This window comes from Streptomyces sp. MMG1121 (assembly GCF_001280015.1).
Taxonomy (GTDB): Bacteria; Actinomycetota; Actinomycetes; order Streptomycetales; family Streptomycetaceae; genus Streptomyces.
The window spans coordinates 91686-104948 of the sequence record NZ_LGDV01000213.1; the positions used below are offsets into that span (position 1 = coordinate 91686).

Sequence of the window (13263 nt, forward strand, 5' to 3'; positions counted from 1 at the left end):
CGGTAGCTGGTCGGCGGTGGTCAGTTGACCTTGCGTTCGGCCTCGCCCCAGAAACGGTCGCGCAGTTCGCGGCGCAGGATCTTTCCGCTGGGGTTGCGCGGCACGTGGTCGATGAACTCGTAGCGGGCGGGCAGTTTGAACGCGGCGAGCCGCGGGACCAGGAAGGTGTGCAGGTCGCGGGGGCTTGGCCGGTCGCCGGCCGCGGGGACGACGAAGGCGTGCACGTACTCGCCCCACCGTTCGTCGGGGGCACCGACGACCACCACCTCGGCGACGCCGGGGTGGTGCTCCAGGGCGTTCTCGATCTCGGCGGGGTAGACGTTCTCGCCGGCGACGAGGATGGCGTCCTTGATGCGGTCGCGGATGAAGAGGTAGCCGTCGGTGTCGACGTATCCGGCATCTCCGGTACGGATCCAGCCGTCGACGAGTGTCTCCGCGGTCCTGTCGGGCAGCCCCCAGTACTCGACCATGTGCGCGGGAGTGGCGAGGCAGACCTCGCCCACCGCTCCGGACGGCAGTTCGCGGCCCTGGCCGTCGATCACCTTGACGCGGACGCCGGGATAGGGCCGGCCGGCCGCCCGCAGGAGACCAGTGCCGGGCACGTGTGCGGCGGGCGGCAGACAGATCGCGGTGTTGCCGGTCTCGGTCAGGCCGTAGATCTGCGCGAACTCGCAGTCCAGGACCGCGAGGCTGGTGGCGAGGAGGGCCTCGGAGACGGGTGAGCCGCCGTACACGGTCTTGCGCACAGTGGTGAAGTCCTCGGCGTTCACGCCGGGTTCCGACAGCATCATGCGCAGCATGGCCGGGACCACGCAGACGGTGGTGATACCGAGGTCCCGGATCAGGTCGACGGCCTGGCGGGCGGCGAAGGCGCGCATCGCGACCACGGTGGTGCCGGCGTTGAAGTTCTGTGTGGCCCACCACAGGCCGCCGATGTGGAAACCGGGTATGCCGATCAGGGCCTTGTCGCCCGGCAGCCAGTCGATCCAGTCCACGCCCGCGTCCGCCATGGCGCGCGCGATGGCGAAGAAGCTGCGGTGGGCGAGGACGACGCCCTTGGGCAGTCCGGTGGTACCGCTCGTGTAGAGCTGCGCGATCGGGGTGTCGGGGGTGGCCTCGACGGAGTCGGTCTCGTCGGCGGGGTGCGCCGCCTTCCAGGCGGCGAAGCCGTCGTCGGTGTCGAGGGGGACGACGGCCTTGGGCGGATCGGTCGGCATGGCCTCGACGATGTGCCGGAACTCCTCCTCCAGGAACAGCAGGCGGGTGCAGGAGTCCTGGAGGATGTGGCTGACCTCGGGTGCGGTCAGCCGCCAGTTCACCGGGACCAGGACGGTTCCGGTCTTGGCACAGCCGAAGAGGACTTCGTAGTAGTGCTCCGACTCCTTGCCCAGATAGGCGATCCGGTCGCCGGGACCGATGCCGGCGGCCCTGAGGGCGTGCGCGATGCGGTTGCTCTCGCGGTGCAGCCCGCCGTAGGTGAGAGTGCGGCCCTCGCAGAGCACGGCCGGGGTGTCCGGCTGCCGCTCGGCGTGCAGGCGCGCCGTCTGCACCAGGGTTCGTAGCTCGTGTCCTGGCTCCCGCGCGGCCGTGGGGCTGTCCATACCGGTGTCTCCGTCCTGTGTCGTTCCTCGGGTGGGTGGCGGGTTCAGGGCAGGTTGACGAAGGCGAGCGTGGTCTCGCCGTCGCACTGTCCGCCGTCGGCGTCCCAGTACCGGTGGACGGTCTGGGCGTGGAGGAACGGACGGGACGCGGCGGGGGTGCGTCGGGCCACGGAGCGGAACTCCAGCTCGCCGTGGAAGGCACGGGGGTCGACCGGCCGCCGGAACCGGGCCGAGAAGCGGGCGATGAGGATGTCCGGGAGCTGGTGGCGCCAGAAGTCGTCGAGGGTCCAGTCCTCGAAGCCGGTCAGCAGTCGCTCCTGGACGGACTTGGCGACCAGGTAGTACATCATCTGGTTGTAGGCGATGTTCACCTCGACCGCGTTGAGATGGCCGGTGTCGTCGATGTAGCAGGACTCGGGGATGGCGAACTCGCAGCGGGCGGCGGAGAGCCCGTCGTGTGCGGTGACGACGGCGGAGCGCAGATACGCACAGTGGGCCTTGTAGGGCGCGAGGACTCGCGCGAGCAGGTCCTCGTCCGTGTCGTAGGCGGCCACCGGCTCGGCAGCGGGGGCGGTGGGAGCGGTGGTGGTCATGCGGCGGTGATCCCGTCGTACAGCTCGTGCTCGTCGTGGACGGTGACGCGGTAGGAGACCGTCGGTTCGGGCGTAGTGGTGTGCCGGGCACGGTGGATGAGGCTGCGGTTGTCCCAGACGAGCAGATCGCCCCGCTCGAAGCCCTGCAGGTGGATACCGGGGTGCTCGAAGGTGCCGTCGAGCTGGCCGGTTGCCTCGAAGAGCCGGTTGAGCAGGTGTTCGTCGAGCGGGGTGCCGCCGGCGTCCTCGATGCCGACGGTGAAGCCCTCGCTGATGTAGAGGACGGTTTCGCCGGTCATCGGGTGGGTGAAGGTGGTCGGCCGGCGCACGGCCGGGGTCTTCTGTTCGACCTCCTCGATGATCTCCGATATGGGCCGGTAGACGTCGTGCGGCCGGATCTTGAAGTACTTGCGCACGGAGTGCGTGCAGTACGTTCCGGCGATCTCCTTCTTCAGTCCCCCGGGCAGCCGCTCGTAGGCGGTGCCCATGTCGATGAAGTAGGTGCCGCGGTTCTTCTCCGGGATGACCTGGGGGTGGATCAGGGTGATCCCGAAGGGGTCGGGCATGAACTGATAGTCGGCGTGCCAGAACTTGCCGGTCTTGGGCACACCGATCTGCTTGCCGTTCTCGGGGACGTTGGAGGAGACGAAGATCTCCTCGATCTCCGGGTGGTGGTACATCGGCTCGTAGTAGGTCTCCGGCCGGCCGAGGCGCTTTCCGAGGTCGAGGAAGGCTTGCGGGGAGAGGTCCTGGTTCTTCAGGACGGCGATCTTCTTCGTGTAGACGGTCTGCTTGAGGGTCTCGATGTCGGCGTCGGAGGCGGTGACGTGGTCGAAGCCCTCGACCGTGGCGCCCATGGCCTTGCCGGGCTGGTCGGTGATCCTCATGGTGAGGCGTCCTTCGGGGTGAGGTGGTGAACGTGATGGCGGCAACCGGCCGACGCCGTGCGGCCGTTAGGGCAGGGGCCGGGGGCGGGCCGCCAGTCCGGCCTCGATCAGCACCGCGGTCGCGGCGAGCGTGAGGTCGGACCGGAGTTCGTCGTCGGCGACGGTGACACCGAGATCGCGTTCGATGCGGATGCTGATCTCGACCATCGTCAGCGAGTCGACGTCGAGTTCGGCGAAGGTCGCCTCGGGCCGGATCCGGTCGGCGGGGGCGTCGTGGAGTCTTGCGAGGATCTCTACGAGTCGCCCGTAGGTGGTGGTCATGGGGTGCTTTCCTCTCCCTGTTCGTGGGGCGGGACCGGCGCGGGCAGCGTCGGCCAGGTCAGGAGGCCGGAACCCCAGGTGAGGCCGCCTCCGAACGCCGTGAGCAGCAGCCGGTCACCGGGGGTGAGTGTGCGCCGGGCCGCGGCGTCGGCGAGGGCGAGCGGGATGGACGCGGCGCCCGTGTTGCCGACCGACTCGACGTGCGTGAGGCAGCGTTCCCGGGGCAGTCCGAGGTCGTCGGCGACCGAGTGCAGGATGCGCAGGTTGGCCTGGTGCGGTGCGAAGTGGTCGATGTCGCCGGCTTTGCAGCCGGCCTGCGCGAGCACCGTGCGCGCCGACGCGGCCATGCGGGTCACGGCATGCCGGTAGACCTCCTTGCCCCGCATGGCGAAGTACAGGTCGGCGGGAGCGGTCCGGCCGGGCGTCGCACGGTGGCGGGAGCCGCCCGCGGCCACCATGATCATGTCCTCGTGGGTGCCGTCGCTGCCGAGGTCGAACGGGCCGACCGCGCCGGGCTCGTCGGGATGGCCTGCGCGCAGCACGACCGCTCCGGCACCGTCCCCGAAGATGATCGCGTGGGCACGGTCCAGCGGATCCACGATGGTCGAGTAGGCGTCCGCGCCGATGAGCAGTACCCCTCGGGCCACTTGGGAAGCGATGAGTCCCGCGGCGGCGGCGAGGCCGTACACGAATCCTGTGCACACGGCGGCGACGTCGAACGCGGCGGCGCCGGCCAGACCGAGTCGGGCCGCGACCAGCGGCGCGGTGGCCGGGCAGGTGCGGTCAGGGGTGGTCGTGGCGACGACCACGGCGTCCACGGCCGAAGGGCCGCACGAGGCGAGCGCGCGACGGCCCGCCCGGACGGCGAGGTCGGAGGTCGCCTGCCCGGGCCCGATCACATGACGACGCCGGATGCCGGTCCGGGTACGGATCCAGGTGTCATCGGTGTCGAGCCGTCGTGCGAGGTCGTCGTTGGTCACCACCTGGGGCGGCACCCAGCCGCCCAGACCGCACAGGACGGCGGCGGGTACGGCCGGCGCGGGCGGGCCGGGGACGGCAGGGGGCATGGGGTACTCCAGGCGGGAACGGGGCGCGGCAACAGGTGCCGGGAGAGCGGTTCTTGGGGGTGCGGGGCGGGGACGGGTCGCGGGCGCTAGGTGCTCCGGCGCACGGTCAGCGTGGCGAGCGCGCCACAGGCCAGAGCTGCCGCGGACACCAGGAATACCGTGCGGATGCCGTCGAGGAGCGCGCTGCCGTCGGATCCCTGGCCGACCCCGCCGGACGCGGCGACCAGCACCGCCAGCCCGACGGCCCCGCCGATCTGCAGGGTCGTGGACGCCATGCCCGAGGCGACGCCTTGGTCGCCGGGTGCCACACCCGAGGACGCGGCGATCCACATACCGGTCCAGGCGGCGCCCTGTCCGATTCCGAACAGCACGATGCCGGGCAGCAGTACGGCGTAGCCTCGATCGCCGCCGAGTGCGAGCGCGAGGGCCACCGCTCCTACGGTGCCAAGACCCAGGCCTCCTGCCAGCATGCGGCGCATACCGAAGGCGGCCACGGACCGCGCGCCCGCCTGGGTGCCGATGGCCACCACCACGGCCGGGACGAGGAAGGCGAAGCCGGTCGCCAGCGCGCTGTAGCCGTGCACCCGCTGGAAGTAGAGCGTGAGGAAGTACGGCGCGGAGCTGAACGTCGCGCTGAACAGGGCCGTCACCGCCATGGCGGCGGGCAGCCCGCGGTGCGCCAGCAGACGCCCCGGCACGAGCGGGTCGCGGGAGCGCGACTCCGCCACCGCGAACAGGGCCAGCAGGACGAGGGAGGCGGCGGCGCTCGCGAGGGTGCCCGGGCTGCGCCAGCCGGCGGCGGGTGCGTGCACGAGCAGGAACACCAGCAGTGTCAGGCCGCCCGTTGCCGTCAGCGCGCCCACGGCGTCGAAGCGCCTTGAGCCGTCGCGGACGCGGTCGGCCGGGAACAACGCACGGCCCGACAGGGCGATGCCGGTCGCCACCGGCACGTTGACGAAGAACACCGATGGCCAGCCGAACGTCTCCACCAGGACCCCGCCGAGAAGCGATCCGAAGCACAGTCCACCGGCCCCGGCGGCGCCCCACACGGCCAACGCCCGGTTCCGGACCGGGCCTTCCTCGTAGAGGGTGTTGATCAGGGACAGGGTGGCCGGGAAGAGCAAGGACCCTCCGATGCCCTGGACGGCCCGGACGGCTATGAGCAGCCAGGGCTCCTGGGCGAGGCCGCCCACGAGGGACGATCCGGCGTAGAGCAGCGCGGCGACGACGAACATCCGACGCCGGCCCAGCAGATCGGCAGCCCGGCCACCCAGCAGCAGGAAGCCACCGGAGGTGACGACATAGGCGCTCACCACCCACTGCAGGTCGTGGTCCGAGAAGCCCAGCCGCTCCCCGATCCCGGGCAGCGCCACGTACACGATGCTGTAGTCGAGCGAGATCACCAACTGCCCCGCTGCCAGGACCAGCAGCGGAAGTCCGAGCCGTTCACGATGCGGTGCCCGGGCCGGTTCGGTCACGGACATCATCGGCCACCCCTCGGGTTCAGAATACGGAACGGTGAATGCGAATTCCACTCGGCTCGATATCACCGACAGAACACGGGACACACGAACCGAGCACGAACAATAACCACCCACGAGGGCGATCAACAGATCAAGAGTTCGATCTTTTTCAGTCACCATAGCATCCTCAACCAGGCTTGGAAACGGCCGAATTGAGCGGAGTGCCTATTCTCCAATTCCTGAAAGAATGCAGCACGAAATCCCGACAGCCGTAGACTGTCGGGTGAGCGCGGGCGGCCGGTCGAGAATGCAGGCGTAATTAGGCGAGCTCTGTTTTCCGCATCACTTCTCCCCCATGAGCCGACGGATTTCCGTGATCAGTGCCACCAGGGCACGTCGTTCAGGCGGCGTGGTTTCCGGATGCCACAGATCCACGAGCAGACAGGTTCGCGGACGCGCCCCGTCGTTACGCGCCTCATGCTCGAACGAGTAGTCGAACAGCAGGCAGCGACCCTCCTCCCAGGTGCGCGTCTCACCTGCGACCGTGATGCTGGATCCCTCCGGAATGTCGACCGCGAGATGCAAGTTGATGCTGAAGTTCCACAGATCGCAGTGGGGCGCGATGGCCGCGCCGGGCAACAGGGTGGAGAAGTGGCACTCGAGGAGCGGACAGATCGTCCCGGTGTCGACGGCGAACTCCTCGAGGACCCGGTAGGCGGTGGGCACGGAGGCCGCCGAAGCCGGAAGAAGGGCGCCACCACGATAGAGATAGAGGGCCTGCCAGTCCCGTTGACGCGTCACATGGTGCTCGTAGTCGGAGAAGACCTCCCGGTGATCGGTCCAGGCCGCGGCGAGTTCCTCCTTGATCGCCCGGTGACTCTCCTCCAGCGCATTCACGCACGGGGCGAGTTCCGGATACCCGTAGGGATCGTGCCAGGGAGTCGGCGAAAGGCCCGGCAGAATCCATTTCGCACCCTTCTGCAACGGGTGCCGTTCGTCGCCTCGACGCGGCGCGAGCATCTCCTCCACGCGCGAGATCGAATCCGGTCCGAACTCCGCGCGTATGGCATCGAAAGCGTCGTCTATCTCGGGTGTCACATGAGCCTCCGGGACAAGAAGGGAGGGCGGACAGACCTCCCGCGGCAGGCGTCGGATTTCCGCGCACACCACTGCTCCCTTGCCGCCCTGGATGTGCAGGGTGCCATCGGCGCCACCTTCCAGCGTCGGGCCCGTGTCCTGGCCCTACAGGTCCGTGATTTCAGCCTGCCGAACTAGAAGTCGGACCGTCAGGACGATGAGTTCCCGAGACTTTCGGCCCATTCGGCCGGTGGGGCGGCAGGGCTGAGTGTCGGGCCGCGAAGGGGGCACGTCGACCGGGCGGTTGCCGGCGGAGACCAGCGGCGGGGCACTGACCGTCGCGGACGGGGGCAACGACGGGCGCCGAGGGGCGCTGGAGGCCATCGGCAGGGTGACGCGCGGCTTGGACAGCCACGGCCGCTCCGGCCCCGGGTCACCGACCCGGATCTCACCGTGCGGCACTGGTTCCGCGCAGCGGCGTTCCACTCGCCGACGACCGGCTTCAGCCCGAACTCACGCTGCACCTATCACAGTTGGTCGGGCAACAGTACCGGTGCACCCGCCCCGGGATGGGGCGGGGGACGCCCGAGGCGATCAGCTCACCGTCCTTGTGCGGACCGGTCCGCTCGCCAGGATGAGTCGGCGATTCGTCGTCGGGAGTATGGAGCGATGGAGTGATGCAGTAATGGAGTAATGCGGCCAGGCGACTCGGGGCACTAGCCCGCAAGGAACGCGGCCAGCGCCCGTGCTGTCTCCTCAGGCGCTTCGACCTGCGGATAGTGGCCTACGCCGTGCAACACGGTGAAGGTGGCCCGGGGGCGTCGTTGGCGGAGGCGTTCCAGGACGTGGGCCCCGCTGACGGGGTCTTCCGGCCCCCAGACGAACAGGAGCGGGCCCTCGTACTGCTCGAGGGAGCCGGTCCAGCGGTGGAAGTGCGCGCGGCGATCGTCGATGTACTGGAGCAGACGCGGGGCCAGGTGGTGGCCGTTCTCACGGATCACGGACGTCCACATGTCGTGCAGAAGCTCGTCCGGCACGGGTTTGGCCAGGACGCTGCGCAGATTTGCGCTGAACCTCTTCTCGTCGGTGAGCCGGGCCAGGAGCGGGCCGACACGGCTGTGCAGGAGGCGCTGTACGAAGATCGGGCGGTGCAGGTCGGCGTAGAGGCCGCCGTTCAACAGGGCGGTGCGGGTGAGGCGACCCGGGTCACGAGCCAGCAGCTCCTGGGCGACCGAGACGCCGTAGTCGTGGGCGACGAGCGCGGTTTCGCCGATGCCCAGATGCCTCCAGACGGCCTCGATCAGGTCGGCCTGCTCATGGATGGAGTAGCGGTGGCGGGACGGCTTGTCGCTCTGTCCGAACCCGAGCAGATCCACGGTGGTCACCTGGCATCCGGCCTGGACCAGGTGCGGGACGGTCATCGCCCAGTCGTGGGACGAGGTGGGGAAGCCGTGCAGCAGCGTCACAGGTCTGCCTGCGCCGTCTTGGCGGACGAAGAGGCAATGCCCGGTCAGCTCCACCCTGTCGCCGCCGGCGATCCAGTCGGCAAGGCTCATCAGGGGTCTCCCATACCGTTGAGGAGGGCGCTCAAACCGAAGGTGAACTCCTCGTCACCGTCGGGAAGGTTGAGTGGCTCGGCGAGTTCCCGTACGAGCGGGTACTGCGGCAGCCCGGCGAACAGGTCCCTCATGGCGTTCCGCTCCACGACGCCGCGCGCCGCGCCGCCGGTGCCCAGCAGTGCGGCGCCGATGACGAAATGCGCGACCGTCAGATAGATCCGGACGGCCCGTGACGGTTCCCATCCGGCCCGGATCAACAGTCCGAGCCCGATCTCCCGTCCGCGCAGGGCGTTGGGCCCGAGCAACTGCCCCATCGTCAGCAGCGGAACGATCGCGGGATGCGCGAGCAGAACCCGCCTGAACTCCCATGCGACGTGTTCCAGATCCGCTCGCCATCCTCTGCCGGTCACCGCCGGCACCACCTCGCCCAGCACCTGGTCGACGAGTTCCACCAGCAGTTCGTCCCTGCTGGCCACGTGTCGATACAGCGAGGTGTGCCGCACACCCATCTCCTCGGCCACCCTGCGCATGGTGAGCGCCGCAAGCCCTTCGGCGTCCACGATCTCCAGCGCCACGTTGGTGATCCGCCCCAGCTCAAGCCCGCCCGCACGCGGCCGCTGCCGCCCCAACGCCGCGTACCGCGCCCGCCACCATGGCGCCGATCCCGCCTTCATGGCGCCACTATGCGTCCAATGGACGCATAGTGCAAGGGTGCGAGAGGACGCGACGGGGACTTCGGCGGCTGGGCTCGGCCCCGGGCAGCGCAGCACGTACCGCACGCCGTCCTCGCCGCTCAGACATGGCTCGTCGGGGTGGTAGCTACGGCTGATCACGACGGCTGCCGCGCCACGGGCCGGGGTCAGCGGCGCGACACGTCTCGTCGGGGTGCCGGGTGTCCCTGAACACGAGGCACGCCGATCCCTTGGAAGATCACGGCAGGTAGGCCTGTCCGGGGCGCAACGCCGCCACGCCGTGGCGAAGGTGCCGAAGATGACGACCAGGGCGACACAGCCCGACTCCATGAGGCGATGCACGAATCCGACTGCCGGCTCGCGAACCTCCTCGTGTGTCAGGACGAGGCCACCACCCATCGTGCGGGCCTCGACGGGAGCCGCAGCATCGGCAAGCGGCGGAGGCGGAGCCATCGGCGGCGGACCCGGTGAGCGGTGTCGGCCGAATGGCCGACAGGCCGGTGCGCGCCGGGTACGAACGACCGGCGCGGTACGCCCCTGCCCGGTACAACGATGGTGACCGCGGCAGCGGGCGCCCCACCCCCCGAGGGCCCGGCCGCCGGCCAGCACGCCTCGGGGTGAGAGACGAGGGACAAAGGACGAGAGACAGGGTCCGGCCCACGGTGACCGAGTGCTTTCCCGGCGTGCCGGACCCTTCTCCTGAGGAAGCAGAGGTCGTATGAATCACGGTGCACTGGTCGTCGGCGGAGCGGGTGCCAGGTCGACGTCTGCTCCCCCGCTTCCGTCGCCGAGCCGGCACGAGCGGGGGCGGCGCCGGGTCCGGTCGCCGACGTCGTGCACACCGCCGGTCGCTCCTACGCAGACCGGCTCACCGCCGAGGAGCGACTGCAACCGCGCCCCACCGCTGCCCAGGAGTCTTCCGTCCCTGCCGGTCACGCAGGAGAAGAACCTCGCCGACACGGGGCAGTCGTACGGCTCCGCCAAGCGCGCCGAACCGGGCGGCTTCCCGGTTGGGCGGCCGGTCCTGGCCGAGCGCGAGGCGCGGATCAACTCCATCGGACCCCGGCGTCATCTGCGCCCCCATGGGCGAGGCCGAACTCGACGGCCCGAAGGCCGAAGTCATGCGCACCGTGCTTCGCACGGCTCCGGTGCCGCGCCTGGACGCCCCGGAGGACGCCGCCGCTCGGCCCCGTCCGCACAGAGTTCGTTCCCACGGAGTCCTTCCCCGCTGATCCCGTCCGCACTGGGCCCGCTCACCCAGAGCCCGCACCCACGGACCCCGTCCGCACCCACAGACGGAAAGTTGTCGCACTCCCATGGCCACGTTCCTGCACCGAATCGGCCGGACCGCCTTCACTCGGCGCTGGCCGGTCCGGTGGCCCGCGTCATCCGCGACCTCATGCTGCCGGTCATGTTCCGCAAGGCGGCTAAGGACGGCGGCGAGTCGATGATGTGGCTGCAGGGGCACCACATCGACTTCGACCAGCCGGTCACACCGACCGAACCGACCACACCGGTCGTCCGCTGAACCCTGGGTCGGCGTGGGCCCGATCACCAAGGAGGCGGCCGCCGCCCAGCCCGAGCCGGGCAAGTTCCCGCGGTCCGGTTGCGGGTGCGCATCGCGGGCCGTACTCGCGAGGAACGCCAGTGGTTCCCGGTCTCGATGGAGTTCACCCTGCACGCGGCCCGCAATGCCTGGCCGATCACCCGGTGACCATGCTCACGACCAGGTTGAGGGTGGTTGCGAGGATGCCGGTGCCGAAGACGTACGACAGCAGTGTGTGCCGCAGCACCATCGCACGGATCACCGGGCTGGAGACGTCGGTGTCGGAGACCTGATAGGTCATGCCGAGGTTGTAGCTGAAGTACAGGAAGTCCCGGTAGGCGGGCGGCTGCTGGGAGTTGAAGTCGATCCCGCCGGCGGGTTCGCCGTAGTACAGGTAGGCGTAGCGGCCGGCGTACATCAGATGCAGTGCGGCCCAGGCCAGGAACACACCGGCGAGTGCGGTCGGGGCGGCGGCACGGCTGGTCCCGGCGTCGTTCACGAGCAGCAGCGAGACGATCGCGACCAGGCCGCACAGGGCGGCGGCCACCACCACCAACTCCTCCGCGAGGGGCCGCAGATCCTCGCGTCCGGCATTGCGGTGGGTGGCGGAGGCGTCCATCGGCCAGAGCACGAGCCACCCCGCCACGTTGAAGACGGCTCCCGTCGCGGCGATCCCGGCGAGGTTCCCCAGCAGTGCGTGCGTCGCCATGCCGACGGCGGCACCGACCACCGCGCCGACGGCCACCGAGCAGGCCAGCCTACGGACCGCGGACACCGGCAGCCTCATGCTCATACGGCCCCACCGTAGCGGTCCCGCCGCTGGTCAGCGCGGTGAGGACGCCATCAGGGGCCCCGGCTGTACGCGGGCGGCGACTGCGAGGGGCAAAATCTGTGGACCGGTGCGATCACCGCCCGATGCGACGTCGCCATCGGATCTCTCCGTCGTGCCATGCATCGGTGCGGCTGAGCCCGGCGGCGGCAGCGACGGCAGCGGACGCGCGATGATCGGGGTGGATGTGGGCGATCACGGTGTGCACCGACTGCATGGCGAGCCACTCGACGAGTCCTCGGGCTGCTTCGGTGGCGATGCCTCTTCCCTGCCACGGGGTCCCCACCACCCAGGCGATCTCGGCTGTGGGGCCGGGGCGGGAGGAGCGGATCGTCGCCTGGACCGTGCCCGTCAGGCAGGACTCGGCACGGAGCCGGATCACCCAGTTCAGCCAGGAGACGGCCGGGTCGGGGGAGCCTGCGGTCATGCGCTGGTAGCGCGAACGCAGCAGGTGCGGGGTGTCCGGAGTGCCGCCGATGAAGGTGTGCAGGGCCGGATCGGACAGCACCGCGGCCATCTCGACGGCGTGCTCGACCCGCAGGGGCAGCAGGTCCAGCCGCCTGGTGCCGATGGCCTGGGCCGTGCGGAGCCGAGGAGCGTTCACAGCCCGTCACCCTAGCTGGGCGGATCGAGGCCGGGGGCTCGCGGACTGGTCTCAGTCATCCGGGATGTGCCGGGTGGACCGATGCCCGATGCGAGATGGAGGAACCCCTGGACCAGCGGTTCGCGCGTGCCTGCCCGGGTGACGACGAGGAGTTCGGCGATGTCGGCGCGCTCGGTGAGCGGCCGGTAGGCGACGGCTGCCGGAACGTGCGCGATGCTGTCGCGTCGGGGACGAGAGCGACACCGAGGCCGCGGGCCACCATGGCCGACTGCGTCACGAACGAGTCGGCGAGGTGGCGGGCGTCGGGAGGTCACCGTACGCGTCGGCAGCGAGTTCGGCCCAGCGCACACCGACACATCCCGCTGTCGTTCGCGACCGACCTCGACACCCGCGACGAGGGCGGCACACGTCTCACCGCCTCACTGGAACGACCGCGCGCCGAGCGGGGCGCATGCGACGGCCCGGTCTGGTGGACGGAGAGCAGGGCGGGAGCCTGCTGATGGCCCATACCGAAGTCCCGGCGCCGCCGGCTGGTGCGGCATGTCAGCGAGTCCCGCCCGTGGCCGCGGCGGACCATTCGATGTGCGGTGGCCGCACGGCGGCGCACAGGGGATGGCCCTTGGCGTCGGTGAGTCCCAGGCGCGCCAGCAGCAGTCCGGAGCCCATCGCGGCCTCGGCGACACCCGAGTCGATCCCGTCGAACATCAGCTTCGCCCGGCGGAACAGGGTGAAGGTCCCGGCCTCGTCGACGGTGCCCCAGGACAGGTAGACGAACCGGCCTCCGGGCCGGCCCTGGATGTACGGCCCTTTCAGGTCGATGCCGGACGCGGACCGTGTCGCCGTGCAGTCCAGCGTCCAGGTCGCGGAGGGGGCGTCGCCGGGGTGAGGATCGAGCAACTCGTCCCTGAGGCCGCGTCGTTGGACCGCGACGTGGATGTTGTCGTAGCCGGGAAAGTCCGGGCTCGCACCACATCTACGGCCCGGCAGGTCGAATGCCTCGATCCGGATCTGCATGTGCCCATCC

At 70.0% G+C, this 13263-nt stretch carries 12 protein-coding genes; all 12 read right to left on the bottom strand.

The features are described 5' to 3' along the window. Nucleotides 1-20: 20 nt before the first annotated feature. Entirely contained in the window at nt 21-1601 is a 1581-nt protein-coding gene (locus ADK64_RS30065; protein WP_053664037.1) for a long-chain-fatty-acid--CoA ligase, read from the bottom strand. Between the two features lie 44 nt (nt 1602-1645). Then, entirely contained in the window at nt 1646-2194 is a 549-nt protein-coding gene (gene scoD, locus ADK64_RS30070; RefSeq protein ID WP_053664039.1) for an FcoT family thioesterase, read from the bottom strand. Continuing rightward, nucleotides 2191-3081: a TauD/TfdA dioxygenase family protein gene (scoE, locus tag ADK64_RS30075; protein WP_199829744.1), complete on the bottom strand. Its 891-nt coding sequence runs from the start codon at nt 3079-3081 to the stop codon at nt 2191-2193. The genes scoD and scoE overlap by 4 nt, the downstream gene beginning before the upstream one ends. Nucleotides 3082-3147: 66 nt before the next feature. Further along, nucleotides 3148-3402: an acyl carrier protein gene (locus ADK64_RS30080; protein ID WP_053664041.1), complete on the bottom strand. Its 255-nt coding sequence runs from the start codon at nt 3400-3402 to the stop codon at nt 3148-3150. After that, a complete protein-coding gene (locus tag ADK64_RS30085) occupies nt 3399-4469 on the bottom strand; it encodes a beta-ketoacyl-ACP synthase 3 (RefSeq protein ID WP_053664043.1) in 1071 nt (356 codons plus the stop codon). Before ADK64_RS30085 ends, ADK64_RS30080 begins: the two co-directional genes overlap by 4 nt. Before the next feature lie 86 nt (nt 4470-4555). Then, nucleotides 4556-5956, bottom strand: coding sequence for an MFS transporter (locus tag ADK64_RS30090; protein WP_107093127.1), 1401 nt, complete (start codon nt 5954-5956; stop codon nt 4556-4558). 318 nt (nt 5957-6274) lie between these two features. Then, nucleotides 6275-7030, bottom strand: coding sequence for an aspartyl/asparaginyl beta-hydroxylase domain-containing protein (locus ADK64_RS30095; RefSeq protein ID WP_053664045.1), 756 nt, complete (start codon nt 7028-7030; stop codon nt 6275-6277). Nucleotides 7031-7725: 695 nt separating this feature from the next. Further along, the gene (locus ADK64_RS30100; protein WP_053664047.1) at nt 7726-8565 is read right to left on the bottom strand and encodes an alpha/beta fold hydrolase; all 840 of its coding nucleotides are present in this window, start codon (nt 8563-8565) and stop codon (nt 7726-7728) included. Beyond that, entirely contained in the window at nt 8565-9242 is a 678-nt protein-coding gene (locus ADK64_RS46210; protein WP_159046367.1) for a TetR/AcrR family transcriptional regulator C-terminal domain-containing protein, read from the bottom strand. Before ADK64_RS46210 ends, ADK64_RS30100 begins: the two co-directional genes overlap by 1 nt. 1721 nt (nt 9243-10963) lie before the next feature. Continuing rightward, nucleotides 10964-11599 (bottom strand): DUF1345 domain-containing protein, encoded by a 636-nt coding sequence (locus tag ADK64_RS30110; protein ID WP_053664051.1) that lies wholly within the window; start codon nt 11597-11599, stop codon nt 10964-10966. 112 nt (nt 11600-11711) lie between these two features. Continuing rightward, nucleotides 11712-12239, bottom strand: coding sequence for a GNAT family N-acetyltransferase (locus ADK64_RS30115; protein ID WP_053664053.1), 528 nt, complete (start codon nt 12237-12239; stop codon nt 11712-11714). Nucleotides 12240-12782: 543 nt separating this feature from the next. Then, nucleotides 12783-13253, bottom strand: coding sequence for a DUF5990 family protein (locus ADK64_RS30120; protein WP_053664055.1), 471 nt, complete (start codon nt 13251-13253; stop codon nt 12783-12785). Nucleotides 13254-13263: the final 10 nt, after the last annotated feature.